Source organism: Alteromonas abrolhosensis (genome assembly GCF_001953635.1).
Taxonomy (GTDB): domain Bacteria; phylum Pseudomonadota; class Gammaproteobacteria; order Enterobacterales; family Alteromonadaceae; genus Alteromonas; species Alteromonas abrolhosensis.
Genome location: NZ_MEJH01000003.1, coordinates 1,175,098 through 1,197,123, shown reverse-complemented (window position 1 = coordinate 1,197,123; position 22,026 = coordinate 1,175,098). Strand labels below are relative to the sequence as shown.

Here is a 22,026-nt window from a genome sequence, read left to right as displayed (position 1 = left end):
CGTGTCTGATAAAAGTCACTTTTTTGCGCACCTGGCGCGCTTAAAGCTTATTAATCGTTGGCCGCTGATGCACAATGTGCGCACAGAAAATGTGCAGGAGCACAGTTTGCAGGTGGCCATGGTTGCCCATGCGCTTGCTTTAATAAAAAATAAGTTTTTTGGCGGCACACTAAATCCTGATCGTATTGCTACCATGGCAATATTTCACGATGTGTCCGAGGTGCTCACCGGAGACCTGCCTACTCCAGTAAAATACTTCAACCCTGCGATTAAAGAAGAATACAAAAAGATCGAAAAAATTGCAGAGAACAAGCTCATTGAAATGGCGCCTGAAGCGTTTCGTGAAGACTATGCGGCGCTTATTGATCATCACTACCATAGCGAAGAAGAAGCTTTTATTGTAAAAGCAGCAGACGTGCTTTGCGCTTACCTTAAAACGCTTGAAGAATTGGCTGCTGGCAACCAAGAGTTTAAGCTTGCTAAGAAAAGATTAGATAAAACCCTTAAAGAATATCATTCTGATGAGGTGGACTACTTCTTAACACGCTACGTACCAAGCTTTTCTTTAAGCCTTGATGAAATTACGCAAGACGATATGTAAGCAAGGCGGCTAACAGCCCATAAACTACTATACTGACGAATAGAAGTAGCAAACACAGCATGGCAGCGAGGTTTTTTTTGGCAACAAGCGAATGGGAATTAGCATTACACGAGCGTCGTTTACCCCGTAGTGAAACAAGAGACGGCGATCACCGCAATCCGTATCAACGTGATAAAGCGCGCGTTCTTCATAGCGCCGCCTTTCGTAGATTACAGGCAAAAACGCAAGTGCTCGGTGTGGGGCTGAGCGACTTCTATCGCACTCGACTAACCCACTCTCTAGAAGCCGCCCAAATTGGCACCGGTATTACTGCCCAACTTTGGGTGAAATTTCCAGATATTGCCTCGACGTTAGCGCTTGATCCTACGTTAATCGAAACCCTCTGCTTGGCTCACGATATTGGTCATCCCCCATTCGGCCATGGTGGTGAAATTGCGCTTAATTACATGATGCACCAATACGGCGGGTTTGAAGGAAACGGACAAACTTTTAGGATCATCACTCAGCTAGAGCCCTATACCGCCGAACACGGCATGAATTTATGCAGAAGAAGCGTGTTAGGCTTGGTTAAATATCCGAATTTTATCGATGCCCTTCATAGTAAAGGACCTACGCCAGAGCGCCCTGTTTCACTTCGTCAGGTAAAGGCCCACGACTGGCATCCACCAAAAGGTCTGTTTCGCTGCGACGAGCCCCTATTCGACTGGCTACTTGCGCCATTTAGCAATGAAGATAAAGATGCGTTTATGCAGTTTACTGCAAAACCGAATACCCACAGTAAAACACAATTTAAATCGTTCGACTGCTCAATTATGGAGCTGTCTGACGATATCGCCTATGGCATTCACGACTTAGAAGATGCCATTGTAATGGATATGGTCGACAAGCATCATTTTGTCGAGGATGTAACCACCCCGCTAAAAGCGCTAGATGTACCGTGGCTGTCAGACAATATAGAAGTGCTAACCAATAAGCTATTTAGCGCTGCACATCACGAAAGGAAAAATGCCATAGGCGCGCTGGTAAATAGCTTTATTACAGCTATTGAAATAAAAGGCGTTGAGGGTTTTGCTCATCCGTTACTGGCGTTCAACGCTGTGATGCCTGATCAATTTGCGCAAGCTCTAGAGCTCTTCAAACGCTTTGTGTTTAACAAAGTAATACGCCGCCCCGACGTGCAGCTTCTTGAATACAAAGGGCAGCTGGTTGTTATGGAGCTTTTTGAGGCATTTGCATCAGATCCCGACCGCTTACTTCCCGAGAACACGCAAGTTCGCTGGCGCAAGGCCTGTGAGAGCGGCAATGGTATGCGCGTTCTCGCCGACTATATATCTGGTATGACGGATGAATTTGCCTCTCGCCTATACAGCAATATCTTTTCACCAAAACAAGGCGGTATTCAAGATAGTTTGCATATGTAAACCAATCGGCTAAATAACAAATCGTGCAGTTACTTTTTCTAAGAATGGCGTTGAACTTAACTTATAAACGAGTAGACGTACTCACCAACCAAGGAATGTGTTCAATTTCAATATAGCTGTACACTCTGTTTCTTAGCGATGCCGCAGGTATTACGCCTTCATTTTCAAGTTGTTTGATCAAGCGCTTAGTACTTAACTCAAGGGATTGGGCGCGCATTTGATTATAGCCCACTGCTAAATTTCGCAATAGCAACGCAACATCAATGCGCTCATCCAATACACTTTCGGGATAGCGTTTGTGAAAGTTAAGGATTGCGCGATACGTTTTCGCCATGAAGACTGTTTCTCTAGTAACCATCCCATACATTTGAGCAGCTAAACTTCGCGTTAGCTGGTCTGTTTCTCTAAAGTGCCTCATATGGACCTGATTAAAATACTCATCATTTGCATCAACCAAAGTGTCCAATGCTTTAAGGGTGTATTTGACTTTCTTATTTCCATAAAGCGTACAGCTTAAAAAATTTCGAAGTTGCAACCTATCGCTCATAAAGTTTGCTTTGGCTTTCTCATACAGGTCGGATATATCTTCCAGCAAAAGTGGAGAACTACCGTTAGCGATGTTCGCAGATAAAAATTGAAGACCGAGTGAAGCTACAACCATATCAGGCAATTGCACGTTGGGGTCAGTTAATATGTTTTCAATTGCGCTAAGCGTAGAAGCTTCGCTTGGATTTAGGTTACCTGAAATAATGGAATGATATAGGGCTGCACTTTTATCTGAACTACGCTCGATAAAAGGAAATGCATCGATGTTGGATAATTCCTCAGCCCAACTGGTATTTGCCACATGCACACATAAGACAACCACGATTGCCGTAATTACTTTCATAGGCTGCTTTCCTTTGCTGTCGTCATCAACTTCCTGTCTGATTTAAACCCTACTGCCATTATTACAGCATGTCAAAATCGAAAGGTTTTGATAGCACCACATTTTCTTGAAATTTATTAACGAGTTTTAAGGTCTATTTTAACACGCACCTAAAACTTAATTGCTGTGGTCTCGTATTAACAGCATTGTTAAAACATCAAGTAAAGCTTAATGCGCGCTATAACATTCTCAAGTACCAAATATATACAGAGAAGCTTATTTAGATATGGCGTTTTTTAACGGCAGATAAAGGTATAGTAATGGCAAAACCATTTAAACCCTCAGTAAAATTAACTTACAACGATGTAACCAATGAAGACGTTTACAAGAGTCGTCGTTCATTGCTCAAATCTATGGGCTTTGTGGGTGCGTCTACGCTGTTAGCGAAGTCGGCAGGCGCTGCTGGTTGGTTTTGGGAAAATGAGGAAGAAAAGACAGCGTTTAAAGGAAAGGCGCTTGAGTTTAGTCAGCCCCCTAAGTTCCAAATAACGGAAACCCGAACGCCTGAAGATAAAGTAACCAGCTACAACAACTTTTATGAGTTTGGCACATCTAAAGATGCACCAGCCAAAAATGCGACTGAATTTCAAACTAATCCATGGATGTTAAAAGTTGACGGGATGGTTAAAAACCCCATTGAGCTTGATCACGATGCCTTAACAAAGCGTTTTCCCCTTGAAGAACGCATTTACCGCTTGCGCTGTGTGGAAGCATGGTCGATGGTGGTGCCTTGGATTGGGTTTGAGTTGGGGGCGTTGTTAAAACAAGCCGAGCCATTAATGTCAGCCAAATATGTAGCATTTGAAACCCTATATGACCCTGAGCAAATGCCCGGTCAACGAAGCCGCTTTACCGGTGGTGGTATTGATTACCCTTACGTAGAGGGTTTGCGTCTTGACGAAGCCATGCACCCGTTAACGCTCATGTCGGTTGGTCTTTACGGGAAGACCTTGCCACCTCAAAACGGCGCGCCTATCAGGCTTGTTGTACCGTGGAAATATGGTTTTAAAAGCATTAAGTCTATTGTGAGAATTCGCCTTACCGACAAGAAGCCGCCTACCACATGGAATCGACTGGCCGCCAACGAGTATGGCTTTTACGCCAATGTGAATCCAAACGTGTCACACCCAAGGTGGAGCCAGGCCAGCGAGCGTAGAATAACCACAGGTGGGCTACTCGCCAGAAATCGCATCGACACCCAAATGTTCAACGGTTACAGCGAAGTCGCGCCGCTATACAAAGATATGGACTTATCCCGTTATTACTAGTTGTAGCTTTATGAGGCCACAACCAAATAGCTAGTCATTCATATCAATATCACTTAACTAGAGTTTTTAAACATTATTATTAAGTTGTTCATTTAATGCCGTTAAGAAAAAAACCATTTCGACTCTCTGTTTGGCAACGCCGCAGCCTAAAAGGTCTTATTCACCTTTTCGCATTAGGCTATATCGCCTGGTTGTTTTTTGCAGGGGTAACCGATCAGCTTAGTCCAGACCCCGTAAACACGCTCATCAATGAGACTGGAACCTGGGCAATTCACTTTCTTTTATTAACACTTACTCTAAGCCCACTTGCTAAATGGCTACCAAGCCCAGAACCGATGCAATTCAGACGTATGATTGGCGTATACACCTTTGTGTACGCCTTTGCACACCTGCTCACTTACATTGTGTTTGAACTCCAGCTTGATATGGCACTAGTGGCTAGCGAGATAGTAAGCAGGCCATACATCATTGTTGGCATGGCAGCGTTACTTCTTCTTTTTGCTCTCACTGCTACGTCGTTTAAGCGTATCCAGCGCAAAATGGGAAGAAAGTGGCAGAAGCTTCATAACAGCATTTACCTGATCCTGCCCCTTGCACTACTTCATTTCAGCTGGTCGCAGAAGACGTTTTGGCAAGAGCCCGTTTGGTATTGGATGATTGGACTGATATTAATGAGCCCAAGAATGAAGCAGTGGTATGTGACGTATCAGAAGAAAAGCCAATAGAAGTCGAGAGACAAAAACGCAGTGGCGTGAGAAAACTAAAGTCGAAAACCTTTTAAACAAGCACGTAAAGCAGCGCAGCATAACGCGCTGTTTTGCTAAGCGTTACCGCGAGAATAAAAAACCAAAACGGGCTTCTAAGTACACCTGCTACTAAAGTAATAGGGTCGCCAATAATAGGTACCCAGCATAAAAACAAGCTCCACTTCCCCCACTTTGTAAAGGTGTAGCTTGCACGGTTAAACGCTGCTTCGCTCACTTTTAACTTATCGGTCGCAATTTCTTTTCCGAACTTGAAGCCCAATGCATAATTAACCACCGAGCCGAGTACATTTCCTAACGAAGCAACAACAAGCAACAACACCCAGCTCAACCCACTACTGTATAAAGCACTAAGCACAATTTCAGAACTAAAAGGCAATATAGTGGCAGCCAAAAATGCCGATAAGAACATCCCCAAGTAGCCTAAATGTATTAATGCGCTCAACGCTCCTCCAGCTTTATACAGTAGTTTTCTATGTAAAATTCGCGCGCATCTTACCTTAATCGGAGTATGAATACTTCCTTCAGAATTCGATAGCACAAAAAAACCATTATCTTTTATATAGTTACTGACAAAGCACCAATTTGTGTGAAAAAAGTACAACTAAATACTTGCCAAATCCCTCTTTTATGAATACTGTATACACATACACACTGTATAAGCAACCAGTATCAATTAATAACAATATTCCTGAAGTTCGATTTATGAACTTAAGGGCAAATGCATAAAGGGTTTTACTATGAACACATCTTCAGTTTCACGATTCAATGCTTTACGCGCTTCGGTTTCAAATGTTGTTCAACTACCTTTGCCGATAGAAGGGTTCCCTAGCGAAAAACAAGGTAATGGAAAAGGAAATAACGACAAAGGTTGGAATTATCTGCTTTCAAATACGGTGTCGTTTTCTAAATCTGTAGATCACGCTATCCGTATTCAGAAACCTGAAAAAGAAAAAATGCCTGAATGGATCAGTAAGCTGATTACAGGTGGCCAGTGTAAAACACTGTATGTGGAAAACATTGATTTAGACCTTCAACCAACCGATAGTGAAATGATCAGAAAGCTGTGTGAGCTTTACTCTGTCAGCCTGGTGAATGTACGTGTTAACAGCATTAATGACGAACAAAACGTAGCATTAGGTCCTTGGTAATACAAAGCCTGTTTATGCTTACATTTTACGTTTGCCTGAGTAGCGGTGCGTAAACAAAGCCTAAATATTTATTTTCATACAACTCTTTGGCGTGGAATCTCTGACATGTACCCTTTGGCATCAACCACCACGGACTCATTGAATATCGGCAACATTTACGTTTAAAAAAGTTGGGGCTCACGCAACTTATACTTATACTGTAGCGCTTTGTTTTACTCTTAAACTGCGAGTTGTCTTATGCGCTGTTACTGTTGCTCATCAAAATCCTTCGACGAATGCTGCGAGCCTTTTATTAAGGGTGATAAACACCCTAGTTCTGCAGAGCAACTTATGCGCTCCCGGTTTTCAGCCTACGCTACAGCGCATTATCAATATATTCTTGAAACCTACACCAAAGAAAAGCAGCAGGGTCTCTCTGTAGAGGATTTGGTGCAAAGCGCACAAGGTGCGACATGGTTCGCGCTTAAAGTACACCCCACTCTAGCGTCTAGCTCCGTAGATAACTCCGTAGATAGCTTGGTATGTAACTCGGTCAGTAGTACAGAAGATAGTTCGATAAACAGTACTGTACATGCTGACGCTAAAGTCGAAGCGCAAACCAACGCCGAGCCAATCTCTAAGACTAATTTAAAGTCCATCTCCAAGCCCATCTCTAAGCCCAATAAAGCCACTGTTGAATTCACTGCTTACTATTTTGAAAATAAAAGTATGTATCAGCTTCACGAAACGTCGAATTTTAGTGTTGAAGACGGTAAGTGGCGTTATCACGACGGCGTATTACACGACGACTGCGGCAAAATTAAATACGGGAGAAACCTACCTTGTGTTTGCGGTAGCAACAAAAAATTCAAACAGTGCTGCGCAACTAAGAGCCGCTAACCCAGTAGCAATAGCTAACGTTACTCCCTTCCCTGCGCATTTTAACTGGCCACCTTTACTTTAATTTAAAATTAAAGGTGAATTGAATACGTATGCATGATGTTTATTATTTGTAAGCAAAATGTAAGCATTGCTTTCATCTTTTATCTCGCTCCCACATAAAATAGGACACACTATGAAGATGAAGAAACATGCGGCAGGCGTTTTAATAGGCGCAGCACTGAGTACATTAAGTTATCAAAGCTATGCCGACGTTATACTACACGCATTTAACTGGACCTACGACGACGTAGCCGCAAAAGCCCAGGAAATTGCGGATCTTGGTTACACCAAAGTACTTGTTTCGCCTGCTTATAAATCGACAGGTGATCAGTGGTGGGCGCGATATCAACCACAGGACTATCGAGTTATTGATAACCCACTTGGTGACACTGCTGACTTTCAAGCGATGGTTAATGCATTAAATGCCAAAGGTGTAGAGACCTATGCGGATATTGTCTTTAATCATATGGCGAACGAAGCATGGAAACGTTCAGACTTAAACTACCCCGGAAGTGAAGTACTACAGCAATACTCATCAAATCAGGGATACTACAATGGCATCACATTATTTGGTGATGTAAGTAGCGGCCTTTTTGGCGGTGGTGACTTCCACGGTACGTATGATCAAGGTGGCCCTAAGTGCATCAGTAACTACAGCGACGTGGGCGATGTTCAGTACAATAGATTATGCGGCGCCGCGCCAGATCCTGGCTTGCCCGACCTAGACCCCAATAATTGGGTAGTAGCCCAGCAAAAAGCGTATCTTCAGGCGTTAAAAGACATGGGTGTAACCGGTTTTCGCGTCGATGCTGCAAAGCACATGACCAACTATCATATCAACGCAGTGTTCGACAGCAATATAAAAAACGGCGTGCATGTTTTCGGAGAAATAATTACCACGGGCGGTGCAGGCTCTAGTGAGTATGATAACTTCCTTGCACCTTATTTATCAGCAACAGGTCACTCGGCCTACGACTTCCCGCTTTTCGCGCAAATACGCAGTGCATTTAGCTTCGGTGGTTCGATGAATGCCTTAGTTGACCCAGGTGCGTACGGTCAGGCTTTATCAGGCGACAAGGCCATCATATTTAGTATTACCCACGACATCCCGCTAAACGACGGCTTCCGCTACCAGTTACTTGACCCTACTGACGAACATTTGGCAAATGCCTATGTACTAGGGCGTGACGGTGGTGTTCCATTGCTGTACTCAGATAACAATGAAAGTGGTGATAATCGTTGGGTAGATTTGTACAAGCGTGATGACATCAAGGGTATGGTTAAATTCCATAACGGAGTTCAGGGCAGTGGCATGCAAGTTGTAAGTCATAATGACTGCGTTATTTTCTTCAAGCGTGACCACCAAGGCGTCGTGGGTATTAATAAATGCGCAGACGGCCAAGATATTTGGGTAGATACATCTACGGACAATTTGTGGTGGTATAGAAATTACCGCGATACCTTAAGTAATGATGTGCAATATATTACAACTCAATGGCACAAGTTCTATGTACCAGGAAGAAGTGCACGAATGTGGCTTATGGAATAACTCAGCGCCAAAACGTTCCCAAGTAACACTGTTTACTTTAACAACAATTGTATTAGTATAAATTGCAGAGCGGTTTTGTATTACGTGAAATTCAAAGCCGCTTTTTTATTTTCTAATTGTCACAAAATTGCTGCGAGCTCTATTATCGTGGCTAATCATGAAAAATAAAAAACAAGGAATGTTATGACTACTATTTTACGTATCGCTGCGACGATTTCTGCTACTACGCTATTATTAGGCTGCGGTGGTAGCGATTCAAACGATGTACTCGACGACCTTAACGCCAACCGCGCAAAGTGGGAAAGCGCGAATATCGACAATTATCAGTTTGAATATCAAATTTCATGTTTTTGCACCGAAGAAACCATACTTCCTCGCTTAGTACTGGTAGAAGGTAGTCAGGTCACCTCTCAAACTATTATAGAAGGCAATATTGCCCTACCGCTAGATGATGCGTATACGGAAAGCATTGATAGCTTGTATCAACTTATTTCATTAGAAGAAAGCCGTGCGGAGTCGCTATCGGTTAAATATGACCCAGAACTCGGCTACCCAACCGAAATCAAGGTCGATATCAACGAGCAAACGGCTGACGACGAATATACCCTAACAATTAGCAACCTTATCGCCGCTGGTGATGTGGCCTGTACAGCAACGGTAGAAGATGGCCTCTTGCTTTCAGTAACCGATCAAACAACACAAATGCCAAGCGCATGTGGAGTTACTGCTACTGCAATAGAAGAAGCGTTTTCTGAAACTGTTATAGTTGATGAAACGGATTGTGCAGAAGACGATTTGATTGCAATGCTGGAAGAACGTCCTGGCTTTTACACCCTCACAGTACAAAAACAGGGTTATCAAGACTATCAGGTAGATAATTTAGGCATTGGTAAAGACTTATGTCATGTGTTGACCAGAGAATTCAACGTAGAATTAGTACCAGAATAACCAATATTCAATGACTCACGAAAAAAGCCTGAACCGTAGAATGACGTGACACCCAGTAGTTGTACTATTCCATTACTGGGGTCACTTCAGAATGCTCAGGCTTTTTCGTTAACTTACTTTCTTGCCAGGCCTGTAGGATCAGGGCACAAGCACCATCTTGCCTTTCACTTCCCGGTTCATTACCTTGGCCATGGCTTTCGTTGCTTGTTCTAAGGGTAATGCTTCATCTACGACCACCTTAACCTTACCTTGCACATACCAAGTTAAAAGCTCTTGCATGTTTTCCGCGAAGCCTTTTGGATCGTGCTGAGTAAACGAGCCCCAAAATACGCCCATGACTGAATAGCCTTTTACCAGCGCTAAATTAACCGGGAATTTCGGGATCTCACCGCCTGCAAAGCCGACCACAAGTAAACGCCCTTCCCATGCCATACTGCGGCTACAAGCGTGGAATGTGTCACCGCCAACGCATTCATAAACTACATCGACTCCTTTACCGCCTGTGACTTCTTTCAGCGTTTCTTTTAGATCTTTTTCTTTGTAGTTAATTAAAACATCAGCGCCATACTCTTTAGCAAGCGCCAGTTTTTCTTCTGTTGAGCAAACTGCAATAACTTTTGCGCCCATGATTTTGCCTATCTGCACTGCCGCTAAGCCAGTACCACCCGCTGCGCCGGTTACAACCAGTGTTTCGCCAGGCTGTAGTTTTGCGCGCTGCTTCAGCGCGTGATGTGCTGTTGCATGCGCAGTTACCAGAGCTGCTCCCTCATTAACATGAATAGGATCAGGTAACGGCATAACATGCGTGGCAGGGATGAGTGCTTTTTCTGCGTAACCACCTAAGTTCGACAGCGCGATAACTCGTTGCCCTTCTTTTAAGTGGGTTACCCCCTCACCTACTTCAGAGATGGTGCCTGCCACCTCATTACCAGGAATAAACGGGAAGTCTGGCTGCATTTGATACAGACCTTGCACCAGCAGCCCGTCTGGAAAGTTTACCCCTGCAGCTTCAACGTTTACGATTACGTGCCCTTTTTTAACTTGCGGGTCTGCAACATCTTTAAATTGAAGTTCATCAAGTGGCCCAAAAGATTCGCATACGATTGCTTTCATACTGTCTCCAGTTTCTTTGTTCGACGTGCACACTATTACGTAGCATGGCATGTCATTTAATAAGTTATAAGGTGCTTATTCGCTTTGATGTATAGTTTGATTGGCAATTTGCGCCAATGGGCGCACCATCGCACCTAACTGCATTGCCTTCTCGCTTGACGCATTGCCATCGTGAGCGCGTTTTACCACACCTTGTAAAATAGCGGCTAAACGGAAAAAACTAAATGCGAGGTAAAACGTCCAATTGCTAATGGCGTCAATACCTCTTCGCTCGCAATACGCGTTAATATATTCCTGTTCGCTTGGAATGCCTAACTGCTCTCTGTCTAAACCACCTAACCCAGCTGCGTGTGCAATATCAGAGGGAAGGCGTAGCTGCATGCATTGGTAAGCCAAGTCCGCATACGGATGTCCCAACGTTGATAATTCCCAATCAAGCACCGCGACTACTTTAGGATTTCTAGCATCAGACATATCAAACATCATATTATCTAATCGAAAATCTCCATGAACCAACGACACTTGTCCATCATCTTTTGGCAGGTTGGCCTCAAGATACTGAATAAGACTTTCAATTTCTTCAATATGCTCAAGTTCAGATGCACGATACTGTTTTGTCCACCTGCTTAGCTGACGCTCAAAGTAGCTGCCAGGCTTTCCATAATCGCGTAAGCCTGCACTTTCAATATCTACACTATGAAGCGCTGCAAGCACCCGGTTCATTTCATCATACATGGCACTGCGAGTAGCAGAAGATGCTATTTCAGGCAGTGCGCTATTCCAGAAAATGTCACCTTCGACATATGCCATAATGTAGAACATGCTACCGATTATGCTGGGGTCTTCACATAAATGGTACACTTTAGGCACAGGCACTTCTGAGCCTTGCAGCGCGTTGATAACGCGAAACTCTCTGTCTACCGCATGAGCCGATTTCAGTAATTTGCCCGGAGGTTGACGGCGTAATACATAAACGCCGTTATCCGTAGTAAGTTTAAACGTCGGGTTCGATTGCCCACCTGCAAATTTCTCAGCGCTTTTGACGTGCCCAATACTCGGGCACGCAGAAGATAAATATTCATTTAAAACTGCTAAGTCTAGAGCATGTGGGGCTTTCGCATTGTCTTTAGACACGTTCACTCCTTACCCGTGATTTTTCTCAGCAATAAGATTACGACCTAACTGCATCATGTGCACCTGATCAGGACCATCTGCTAGCTTGATGGTACGCGCATAAGCGTACATGGCAGACAGAACGAAATCTTGGCTTGTACCTGCAGCCCCGTGCATCTGTATGGCTTGGTCAATAACGTTACAGGCCATAGTGGGCGCAACTATTTTGATAGCAGCGATAAGGTCGCGCGATACTTTGTTACCGTAGCGATCCATCTTATCTGCCGCTTTTAGCGTAAGCAGGCGTGCCTGTTCTATATCACAGTGCATCTGCGCAATGCTTTCTCTAACCGACTGCTGTTTTGACAACGGCTTGCCAAATGCCACACGGTTCTCAACTCGTTCACACGCCATATCGAGCGCGCGCTGAGCACAGCCAATAAGACGCATACAGTGGTGAATACGGCCTGGGCCTAAGCGTCCTTGTGCAATTTCAAAACCACGCCCTTCACCAAGCAGTAAGTTTTCTGCCGGTACACGTACGTCTTCAAACAAGACTTCAGCATGACCAATAGGCTCGTCGTAATAGCCCATTGCAGCCATTGGGCGAACAATAGTCACACCTTTGGTGTCCATAGGAACTAAAATTTGAGACTGCTGCTGGTGACGAGGGGCATTAAAATCAGTTTTGCCCATTACCACCATAATTTTACAGTTTTCATTCATGGCACCGCTGGTGTACCACTTGCGGCCGTTAATAACGTATTCATCGCCATCGCGCTTAATGGAAGTTTCGATGTTAGTGGCGTCACTTGAAGCCACTGCAGGCTCTGTCATAGCAAAGGCTGAGCGTATTTCCCCGTTTAAAAGAGGCTCTAACCACTGCTTTTTCTGACTTTCGTTACCGTATTTCGCCAGTACTTCCATATTGCCGGTATCTGGCGCACTACAGTTGAAGATTTCAGAGCTAAACAAAACTCTGCCCATTTCTTCACAAAGTGGCGCATATTCTGCGTTAGTCAGGCCTGCCCCGTATGGCTTATATTCTTCAGGTAAAAACAAATTCCAAAGACCCGCTTCTTTTGCACGCTTTTTCAATGTATGCATCATTTCAGGCGTTTTCCAACGACCTTCGCCATTATTGGCTGAGCCATTTTCTACGGCGTGAATGTAATCCTTTTCAATTGGATACACTTCTTCGTTCATAAACGCTTTTAGTTTTTCTAAAAGTGCTTGGGTCTTTTCATTATATTCAAAGTTCATAACTGCCCCATTTAGCTGTAGGTAATGGCGTGTAACCTGTCAATCACATCCAGGTGAGGTACGCTGTTGAAGTTATTTAGATGAACGCCTCGCGCATTGGCAAAGCATTGAGAAAAACTGGCATTTCGGATCTGCAAATTCATATTCACAACGGTGGCCGCATCGTAGCCAAGAATGTGTTTGAGCATCATGGCAATTGCACCGCCAGAACTCACAACGAGAACACGCTTCGCGTCAATACTTTTAAGATGCGTGAGCATGCTGTGAACTCTGTCTTCGAACTGCCCCCATGTTTCATCAAGGAGTTCATGTGCCAGTTCGTCCTGCGACCAGGCAATCATGGCTTTTTTTAGCAATCGATAGTATTCCGACGGCGACGCACCTTCAGGCACTTTCGCTTCTGGGTAACGAGTTAAGTAAGCTTTAGCAACAGCCTGGAAATTGAATTCATTCAGCGCACTATTTACCGTGGCCTCAGGTAGAGAATAGCTTTGTGACGCAATGCCAGTAGCGATGCCGTCCTTGGTTTCGTGATGCCTAACCATGTCACCAGAAAAAACTGTGTCGAACTGAATATTTCGATGCTTGAAGTAATCACCGAGCCAGACAGCCTGCTGCCCACCTAGATCACTGAGTTTGTCATAGTTCGCTTTGCCAAACGACGCTTGACCATGGCGCACTAAATAGATGTCTGTCATACCACTGCTCGATGTTATTAATATGTTAACTTTCAATCAACATAGTAAGGAAAACAGCGATATAAGTTTAATTGATATTTTGAATGAGTATGCATCATGTGAAACTATGCACCAGCAAGCAATTGATCACTTTTTGCACGTTATAGACAAAGCTCAACATGATACCGTCAAATGCGTGCAATATATGTTCAATAGATTGTATAGTGAAAAAAGCACGTGACGTCTTAAGGAAGTAGACGCATTTAAAAGTAAAGGACTGCTCGCAAATGGACGCGACCTTGTCGTGATTAATTTTGTTTAAAGCTCACCGCTTTTAAAATTAAAAAGAACCAAAATGAAGTCACTTACACACGTTTTGCCCTGTACTAAAGCAGGTACTGTTGCAGGTACATCTTTAAATGCCATAACTCGTTGTCTTTACCGCACCCCGATAATCGCCTCGATAATTACGTCGGCCTGTGTTCTCGCTCCAAGCGCCCAAGCTAGTGAAGATAACCAATTAACACCGCACAGCAAAAAGACGCTAGAACGCATTGTTGTTCAAGCGCAAAAAACCAGCCAAAACTTGCAAGATGTGCCTGTTGCGGTTACTGCACTTTCAGGTCAAGATTTGGTTGAGACCGTAAGCCGAGATGTGTTTGACCTGCAAAACTACGTACCTGCATTTGGCGCGTTTCAAAACCAAAGTGTAACAAATTCAGGGTTTTCAATTCGTGGCATTGGCACGTCTTCACAAAACTTCGGCTTCGAATCTTCGGTAGGTTTATATGTAGATGGTGTTTACCGCTCAAGACAAAACGCGCTAATTAACGACTTAGTCGATGTTGAATCTATTGAAGTGTTACGTGGCCCACAGGGCACTTTATTTGGTAAGAATACCGCCGCTGGCGCAATGACATTAACGACTGTCGCACCTTCACACGATGATCGAAACGGCTTTGCCGAAGCCCTTGTTGGCAACGATAATTTGGTTCGTTTGAGCGCAGGCTCGTCGTTTTCGCTTATCGACGATATTCTTGCCATACGTGTTTCGGGTTTTAGCTCTCATAGCGACGGCTTCATTACCGATGAGCGCAGCGGGCAAACCCTGAATAACCGTAACCGTTCTGCGGTAAAAGCACAGTTACTTTACACTCCTACGGCTGATATTAGCGTACGGCTTATTGCTGATTATGGCGAGTTAGACGAACGTTGCTGCGGCGCGCTGACTTTCCAAAACAATATTCAGGCTAATGAAATAGCGGGTAAGTTCGGCACTGATGCTCTGCTACTACAACCGCCATTCAATGCAACTATTTATGGGCGCGATAACTTTTATGACTATAGAACGTCGCTGTCACAAACTCCCCTTTCAAAAATGGAAGATAAAGGGCTATCAGTCCAAGTTGATGTGGCTTTAAACGAAGCATGGGACATAGTGAGTATAAGCGCGTACCGCGCGTTTGATAGCTTAGATACGATAGATACTGACTTTTCTGATGCCGACCTTCTTACCGCCACTAACGACGCCAGACAGCAGTCATTTTCTCAAGAAGTTAGGTTACATTACACCAGCGAGAATGTGCGCGGATTAATAGGTGTTTACTATTACAGCCAGAACTTAGATCTCACTTTTGATACCACAACGCAAGATGATTTCAGTGCGTTCTTTAATGCCGCTGCATCCGAACTACTGCCTTTGGCTAACGCCATCAACGAGCTATCTGCAGTTACATCAGGTTTTATTGCGCCTGCTGCAGCACCAGCGCCGTCCGGCACTGCTTTCGCACACAGCGCTAATCAAGAGCAAGACAGTATTGCTTTATTCTCTCAGCTGGAATGGCTGTTAAACCGTGATTTCACGTTAACAACGGGCTTACGCTATACCCGCGAAGAAAAGTCGATTGTCGGAGCCTACGATGAGCAAGGGCCTGGTATTGACGGACTAACTCAAGACCCTGCGCAATGGCCTAATGTAGGGAGTGCGGTGGTTGGGTTGCAAAACATCGCTGCTGCGTTAGCGACGGGACAAGCCCCTACAGCACAATCCCTTAACGCTATCGCACCGTTTCAACAAGCGGGCTGGGGATATTTCTTCTTGGGATCAGCAGCAGTTATGCCGCGCCCTGATTTAAACGAAGAGCTTGATGATTCGCAGTTAACCGGCACAGTGAAACTGGCTTATCACCCAAATGACAACACGCTAACGTACGCTAGTTTTGCCACAGGATACAAAGCTGGCGGTACGAATACCGACAGAATTTTACCTTCGCTTAGCCCGCTTTTTGATGCTGAAAAATCACGAAGTGCCGAAATAGGTATTAAACACGATTTTGAAGAATACGGCGTTCGCGTAAATGCCGCGGCGCACTATACGCAAATTAGCGACTTTCAGGCGACGACCTTTACCGGATTGGGGTTCAACCTGCAAAATGCGGGCGATATCATAGTCAAAGGTGTAGAACTTGAAGCCACATGGCTAGTGACAGAAAGCACTGAATTACACGCTGTTGCATCGCGCACATTGGCGAACTTTGATGAGTTTAAACGCGGAACGTGTTGGGTTGCGTACACGTGGCACACCGGCATAGACGATCCCGGCCGTGTGGAGCCTAACGACCCGTTCTGTTCAAGAGACGGAGACCGCGTAGGCTTCGAGCCTCAGAACTCACTGTCTCTTATGCTGAATCACTATTTCGAAGTTGGGAATTATCCTGCCTCCGCCAGTATTGACTACCAATACACGGGGGACGTATTTCTTGATGATGCGAACGACCCGTACAAATATGCTGACGACTTTTCATTATTTAACGTTCGCGTAAGTTTCACTATCCCACAATGGGATAGCGAAATTATTGCGTGGTCGCGCAACGTTTTCGATGAAAAGTACGTTGCACGAAGCGGTTTTGACGTACCGGTACAAACCGGAAAGATCATGGCCTACCCTGGCGCACCTAGAAGCTTTGGCGTTACCTTCAGAAAGTCTTTCTAACGCTTTAAATGTGTAGGTTTGGTATGAAACACCGCATGGCATTGGGCAATAACAGACAGCGCTATATGCTCAGGCAGTTCGCCACCAATGTCAAAACCAGCGGGGCTTGCGAAATACTGAGTAAAGTTGGTATCGCTAAGCCCGGCTAAATCCATAATTTCCTGCTTGCGATGCAGTGGACCCAACATTGCGGTATAGGTTAACGACTGCTTGCTTAGCACCTGCAGCGCCTTTGCGTCAATTTCCCGGTGGTGAGACATAAGCACCGCCGCTTGAATATTGTGCTCGCCCATATGAAGACGTAAGCCTTCGGTTGATGGATCCTCAATGAGATAATTTACGTCGCGAAAGTGCTCAAGCCTTGCTTGTGCGGGCCGTGGATCCCAAAGGCTTACTAAATAGCCCTGCAAACTAGCAAGCTTGGTCATGAAGGTTGCATCGTATCCACCACCAACAACAAGTAAGTGGATGGGCGGCAGCATCAAAACCGACAACGTTTGCTTTCCATTTGCGGTGTCTAAAACAGCTTTTCTTGGTTTTGCTGAACTGTCTTCCCATACCGTGCAGTTACCTGAGGTACCATCAACAGCGCAGCGCCACTCACACGCCATTCCATTAGATAAGGTTTTACTGACCACATCCAACGATAAATATTGGTTGTTCTCATTGACTGGTACGAGTGCTAAATGCACCACACCGCCGCAACCTACACCTAGCTTAAACGCAATATCTTCTTCATCTTCGTCATCGTAAACCGCGGTACGACTTACTCCGTCTGTCATTACTCGCTGTGCTTTTTTTACGATGTCACTTTCCAAACAGCCACCACTTAATATACCTAACTGATGCCCAGCGTCGCTAAACAACATCATGGCGCCCGCTTTGCGGTAGCATGAACCTTCGGTTTTAAAAATAAAACCTAGCACCCATTTGTGCTTGTTTTTGAGCGGAAGCCACTGTGCTAGCAAATGGTTAACGTGATTACTCATAACTACCTCTTAACCCGTTCAACCTGCTTATTGCTGTGATGCTGCTTGGGAAATAAATGCAGCCAATGTGGCTGGCTCTTGAGCCCCTGCAACGCCCTGATTACCAATTACAAAGGTAGGTACACTCTGAATACCACGCTGCATCCAAACAGTTTCTTCCTCACGCACTGCCTGCGCGTATTTTTCACTTTTAAGGGTTTGTTCGGCTTCAGACTTATCAAGGCCAACAGTTTGTGCCAACTCTACTAAAACACCTATATCATTAATGTTTTTACCATCTGTGAAGTAGGCACTAAATAAGGCCAGCTTCATTTCTTCTTCAAGGCCGTTTTCTGCTGCAAAATGGATAAGTTGGTGCGCCTTAAACGTGTTCTGCATGCGAGAGTCGTCAGTAAAATTAAACGAAAAGCCCAATTGCTCGCCTGCTTCTACTAGCCGCGCTCTGTTCTGCGCGCTTTGCTGCTCACTTATGCCGTACTTTTCCATTATATGCTCACGAAGGTTTTGCCCTTCTTCTGGCATATTGGGGTTCAGCTCGAACGGGTGAAACTTAATATCAACTTCAATGTTATCTAGGGTTTTAATGGCTTCTTGTAGGCGCTGGTATCCAACAATACACCAAGGGCACACCACATCAGACACCATATTTACCGTTACTCTTTTTCCATCGCGCACATTTTGTGCACCTTGTAAATCTGCTGTCATGAAAGGGCTCACTTTATTGAATTCGAGAATGCGTAAGGGCTTAGATAAGGTTACAAAATGAAACTTCAAGCCCCATCCTGTATTTGTACGTAATGAATGCTTAGGATGATCTCAGCCTTTCTAATGCCGAATGCGCCCAAATTTCGTACCCTTTTGTTGAGGGATGAAACCCATCTTCCGCCATCAAGCCACTTTGCTTAATATCGTTCACCTTGCCATGAAAATTAAGTGCAGTTACACAAAGTACTTCTGAATTATCGCGCACCGCTACACGCTGCGCTAAGACGTAATTTAATAGCCATGCTCTACAGCCCAATAGAGTGCGCAACGGCTGTGGTAACGCGGGAAAGCAATGAATGGGTGGTAATGCGGTAAATAAAATTCTCTTACAGCCAAACTTTTCAGTGAGTAGCGCACCTATAGCATCCACATTTTTTTGCCACTGCTTAAGAGACACAAACTTGGTGACATCATTCACACCAATGGAGACTAGTGCAGAAGTAAATTTTTCGGCAGGAATATCATAAAGTAAATTAAGGACATCTTCGCTTTTGTAACCTGTTTTGGCATGTAGCGATACCCGCGTCGGCCCATATTGAGCCAGTCTTAAATAGAGTATTCCGCTAAGTGCACCCTCTTGCGAAGTAGCGCCTACACCGGCCGCTGCAGAATCGCCTACCACCAATAAGCTGGTAGAGGGCAGCGTTAAATCTTCTGCCGAGGTAAAGACCCTTTTTCCGTCTGGCTCGGGCAGCACAGCAGTTTTTCTACGTACCCACAATGCTTGTAGCAATACAACCGGGAACAAAAGTAAAAATACTGTGTTTAACGCTAAAACCTTGAAGTAGATCAAAAAACGCTCCTTCCGAAATAGATACACTTTGAACCATTCGCTGGTTCCTCAAACTTACGGTCGTATATCAAGCTAACACAAGCACTTGATTGCCACCCCATTGAGAAACGGCGCAGTAGCCATTTAATAAAGCGCAGATTTACGATGACTCCAATTGCCATAAAAAGAAACAATACCATGTCTACTATAACTAAATATGCGCAGCACGCACCACGCTACACATCCTATCCTACTGCACTTAAATTTGAACCACTCGAAGACGACATTCTACGTTCTGCGCTCACTGTCTCGAAAGCTTCAGCGGTGAGTTTGTATATTCACATCCCCTTTTGTAAAACCCTGTGTTATTACTGTGGTTGCAATAAGCTAGTGACTCGTCACAATGAAAAAGCAGACGAATATTTGCATTACCTAGAAAAGGAAGTGTTAACTAAGCGCTATCTTGCCGAGGGAAAACACATTGTTTCCTTGCATTTGGGCGGTGGCTCACCAAGTTTCTTAAATGAAACCCAACATGCATATTTAATGTACTTGCTAAAAAAACACTTCTCCTTTGATGCAAGTGCTGAACTTTCAATAGAGCTCGACCCTAGAAATGTTGATAAACGCTATCTGCAGCATTTGAGATCGCTAGGATACACACGCATTAGTTTTGGTTTGCAAGATACCGATTACAATGTACAAAAAACTATAAACCGCGTACAAAGCACATCTCACATAGCCGAACTTGTGTTTGAAGCCCGCTCACTGGGTTTTGAGTCTGTGAACTTAGATTTAATTTACGGGTTGCCAAATCAATCGCTGGAGACCTTTAAATCTACCATAGCAGCGACAAAAGCAATGATGCCGGATCGCATTTCTCTTTTTAGCTATGCACACCTGCCGGAACGCTTTGCTGCACAGCGGAAATTTGCTCCAGAAACACTTCCTAACAGCGAAGAAAAAGCAGCACTTTACAAGCTTGCCGTGAACAATTTCACGAGCGTGGGTTATGAGATGATTGGCCTTGACCATTTCGCCTTAAGCACCGACTCTCTTGCAATAGCCAAAAACCAAGGCGAGCTTCACCGCAATTTCCAAGGCTATACGTTGCGTGGTGATACAGACTTAGTAGGCATTGGCGTATCGGCTATTAGTACGGTTGGAAATGCCTTTGCACAGAACGCGAAAGATTTAAAAGACTATTACACTCGCATAGATCAGCAGCAGCCTTCAGCCGTGGTGGGGTTAACACTCAGTAGCGATGACCTTATCCGCCGCGATGTGATATCTAGCCTCATGTGCAATTTAGAAGTTAATAAGCCGTATATTGAGAAGAAGCACCACATCATTTTTGATGAGTATTTTTCGGGGGCATTGAACAATTTATCGGGATTAGAAGACGATGGTCTTGTTCGTCTTAGCCCTCACAGTATTAGCATACCTGAAAAGGCCCGCATTTATGTTCGCGCAATCTGTGCTCGCTTTGACGCCTACCTTAATGTAAGCGAAACGCTCAGCAATTATTCTAAGGCAATTTAAATCGCGCAATCACCTGCATACCCACTTTGAGTTTAAGGCGCGCTAGAGAAATGTTACTAATACTCGCGTAAAGGGTCTGATTACTATTTAACAGAGTCAGTTTCAACAGAACCTTTGCGCCGAATGCCGCGCCTTGCTTTTCGGGGGCGAACCCCGTGTTGCCTTGCGAAGCCTTTGACGGATTAGTCACGGGGTCGATAGAAGATATAATGCAAGGCAATGCATTTAAGATGCTGATTGTGCTGACATTGCTAAAGTCAGCGATATTAGTATCGATACTTACGTCACAGGCTTTCACTGCGAAACGGACGGATACTTGGTCACTGACTTCAGCATGTAAAGCGTTGTTGTCGGTATAGGCTCGTTTGTCTGAATACTCGTTCACGATTGATGAGTACGACAGTGATTCGTCGGTGACATACACTTCGTGACCTGCCACCATTATCCGCTCTATTCCATCTTCTGGCTTATATTCTTCACAATCTAACATCATTGAAGTGTCTTGGCCTTCTCCCGATAGGTCAGCGCAAGCTTGGTCGACGACAGTTTTGGGCGTCTGGTTATTATTGCTTTTACGGGTTGAGGTAACCTTTAATCCTTCAAGTACGCTAGACGGTGTCGCCAATCCTTCTTTTTCGAATACTTGCGCCAATACATCGCGCGTTGGGCCACACAGTTCTGTGCGGCCTTGATCAATGTAAACGAGCTCATCACTAAACAAAGCAAGATCGTCTAAGTCGTGGGAAATGACAAAGCAGGTTAACTGGCTCGACACACACAAATTATTCAAAAACTGATAAATTTTACGGCGAGTAAAGATATCAATCGCGCTTAACGATTCATCTAGTAATAACACGCCTGGCCCATTAACCAGCGCCCGCGCAATCGCGACCCGCTGCGCTTCACCACCCGAAAGCGCGTGAACTGGCTTGTCGATTAAATGCTCGCAATAGCAACCGCGCAAACACGCATTGATAGACATTGCATTAGGGCTTGCGTGACGCTGTGCTAAGGCCAAATTGCCGCGAACATCGGTATGAGGAAATAGCATAGGCTGCTGAAACACAATACCAACCTTTTGAGCGGTCCACGGCGTTTGCACTTTTGCGCTTTTTTCTACGCCAGCTAAGGCGCGAAATAAACTGCTTTTGCCCGCTCCTGATGGACCAGTAACCCCAATAAAACGGCTTTGCGGCTGCAACGAGATTTTTGCATCAATGCGATTCGGTAGAAGCGCTGATATTTGCAT

Annotated in this window: 20 protein-coding genes; 10 read left to right on the top strand and 10 right to left on the bottom strand. The window is 44.6% G+C overall.

The annotated features are described in order from the left end of the window. Nucleotide 1: 1 nt before the first annotated feature. Nucleotides 2-601, top strand: coding sequence for a 5'-deoxynucleotidase (yfbR, locus tag BGK61_RS07305; RefSeq protein ID WP_076011807.1), 600 nt, complete (start codon nt 2-4; stop codon nt 599-601). Nucleotides 602-678: 77 nt separating this feature from the next. Beyond that, nucleotides 679-2,022 (top strand): anti-phage deoxyguanosine triphosphatase, encoded by a 1,344-nt coding sequence (locus tag BGK61_RS07300; protein ID WP_083648687.1) that lies wholly within the window; start codon nt 679-681, stop codon nt 2,020-2,022. Nucleotides 2,023-2,083: 61 nt separating this feature from the next. Here BGK61_RS07300 and BGK61_RS07295 read toward each other — a convergent pair whose 3' ends face one another. Further along, nucleotides 2,084-2,911 (bottom strand): hypothetical protein, encoded by an 828-nt coding sequence (locus BGK61_RS07295; RefSeq protein WP_076011805.1) that lies wholly within the window; start codon nt 2,909-2,911, stop codon nt 2,084-2,086. 299 nt (nt 2,912-3,210) lie between these two features. Between BGK61_RS07295 and msrP the strand changes: the two genes are divergently transcribed. Further along, nucleotides 3,211-4,218, top strand: a complete 1,008-nt coding sequence (msrP, locus tag BGK61_RS07290; RefSeq protein ID WP_014998631.1) for a protein-methionine-sulfoxide reductase catalytic subunit MsrP — start codon at nt 3,211-3,213, stop codon at nt 4,216-4,218. Between the two features lie 95 nt (nt 4,219-4,313). After that, the gene (locus BGK61_RS07285) at nt 4,314-4,943 is read left to right on the top strand and encodes a protein-methionine-sulfoxide reductase heme-binding subunit MsrQ (protein WP_014998632.1); all 630 of its coding nucleotides are present in this window, start codon (nt 4,314-4,316) and stop codon (nt 4,941-4,943) included. Nucleotides 4,944-4,995: 52 nt separating this feature from the next. On the opposite strand, the gene BGK61_RS07280 is transcribed toward BGK61_RS07285, so the two are convergent. Continuing rightward, nucleotides 4,996-5,394: a YqaA family protein gene (locus BGK61_RS07280; RefSeq protein WP_014998633.1), complete on the bottom strand. Its 399-nt coding sequence runs from the start codon at nt 5,392-5,394 to the stop codon at nt 4,996-4,998. Between the two features lie 328 nt (nt 5,395-5,722). Here BGK61_RS07280 and BGK61_RS07275 point away from each other — a divergent pair, with 328 nt between their 5' ends. The 4 genes from BGK61_RS07275 to BGK61_RS07260 all read left to right on the top strand — a co-directional run bounded on the left by BGK61_RS07275 (nt 5,723) and on the right by BGK61_RS07260 (nt 9,551). Next, a complete protein-coding gene (locus BGK61_RS07275; protein ID WP_014998634.1) occupies nt 5,723-6,133 on the top strand; it encodes a hypothetical protein in 411 nt (136 codons plus the stop codon). A 237-nt stretch (nt 6,134-6,370) separates the two neighbouring features. After that, a complete protein-coding gene (locus BGK61_RS07270) occupies nt 6,371-7,012 on the top strand; it encodes a YchJ family protein (protein ID WP_014998635.1) in 642 nt (213 codons plus the stop codon). 175 nt (nt 7,013-7,187) lie between these two features. After that, entirely contained in the window at nt 7,188-8,603 is a 1,416-nt protein-coding gene (locus BGK61_RS07265) for an alpha-amylase family protein (protein WP_014998636.1), read from the top strand. A 183-nt stretch (nt 8,604-8,786) separates the two neighbouring features. Then, entirely contained in the window at nt 8,787-9,551 is a 765-nt protein-coding gene (locus BGK61_RS07260; protein ID WP_014998637.1) for a DUF6174 domain-containing protein, read from the top strand. A gap of 138 nt (nt 9,552-9,689) precedes the next feature. On the opposite strand, the gene BGK61_RS07255 is transcribed toward BGK61_RS07260, so the two are convergent. From BGK61_RS07255 to BGK61_RS07240, 4 genes are all read right to left on the bottom strand, one after another. Next, the gene (locus BGK61_RS07255) at nt 9,690-10,664 is read right to left on the bottom strand and encodes an NADPH:quinone oxidoreductase family protein (RefSeq protein ID WP_014998638.1); all 975 of its coding nucleotides are present in this window, start codon (nt 10,662-10,664) and stop codon (nt 9,690-9,692) included. Between the two features lie 75 nt (nt 10,665-10,739). After that, on the bottom strand, nt 10,740-11,798 hold the full coding sequence (locus BGK61_RS07250; RefSeq protein WP_014998639.1) for a phosphotransferase family protein: 1,059 nt from the start codon (nt 11,796-11,798) through the stop codon (nt 10,740-10,742). Nucleotides 11,799-11,807: 9 nt separating this feature from the next. Beyond that, nucleotides 11,808-13,040 (bottom strand): acyl-CoA dehydrogenase family protein, encoded by a 1,233-nt coding sequence (locus BGK61_RS07245; RefSeq protein WP_014998640.1) that lies wholly within the window; start codon nt 13,038-13,040, stop codon nt 11,808-11,810. A gap of 11 nt (nt 13,041-13,051) precedes the next feature. Then, on the bottom strand, nt 13,052-13,738 hold the full coding sequence (locus BGK61_RS07240; protein WP_014998641.1) for a histidine phosphatase family protein: 687 nt from the start codon (nt 13,736-13,738) through the stop codon (nt 13,052-13,054). A 334-nt stretch (nt 13,739-14,072) separates the two neighbouring features. On the opposite strand from BGK61_RS07240, the gene BGK61_RS07230 reads away from it, so the two are divergent. Next, nucleotides 14,073-16,709: a TonB-dependent receptor gene (locus tag BGK61_RS07230; protein WP_014998643.1), complete on the top strand. Its 2,637-nt coding sequence runs from the start codon at nt 14,073-14,075 to the stop codon at nt 16,707-16,709. Here BGK61_RS07230 and BGK61_RS07225 read toward each other — a convergent pair. From BGK61_RS07225 to BGK61_RS07215, 3 genes are all read right to left on the bottom strand, one after another. Then, nucleotides 16,706-17,698, bottom strand: a complete 993-nt coding sequence (locus BGK61_RS07225) for an XdhC family protein (protein WP_014998644.1) — start codon at nt 17,696-17,698, stop codon at nt 16,706-16,708. The two genes, BGK61_RS07230 and BGK61_RS07225, sit on opposite strands and share 4 nt — an antisense overlap. 27 nt (nt 17,699-17,725) lie before the next feature. After that, entirely contained in the window at nt 17,726-18,403 is a 678-nt protein-coding gene (locus BGK61_RS07220; protein WP_014998645.1) for a DsbA family oxidoreductase, read from the bottom strand. 100 nt (nt 18,404-18,503) lie between these two features. After that, complete coding sequence (locus BGK61_RS07215) at nt 18,504-19,256, bottom strand: SGNH/GDSL hydrolase family protein (RefSeq protein ID WP_076012717.1); 753 nt, start codon at nt 19,254-19,256, stop codon at nt 18,504-18,506. A 144-nt stretch (nt 19,257-19,400) separates the two neighbouring features. Here BGK61_RS07215 and hemN point away from each other — a divergent pair, with 144 nt between their 5' ends. Next, complete coding sequence (gene hemN, locus BGK61_RS07210; protein WP_083648720.1) at nt 19,401-20,777, top strand: oxygen-independent coproporphyrinogen III oxidase; 1,377 nt, start codon at nt 19,401-19,403, stop codon at nt 20,775-20,777. Here the strand turns inward: hemN and BGK61_RS07205 are convergent. Beyond that, on the bottom strand, nt 20,764-22,026 hold the full coding sequence (locus BGK61_RS07205) for an ATP-binding cassette domain-containing protein (protein WP_076026039.1): 1,263 nt from the start codon (nt 22,024-22,026) through the stop codon (nt 20,764-20,766). The genes hemN and BGK61_RS07205 overlap by 14 nt on opposite strands.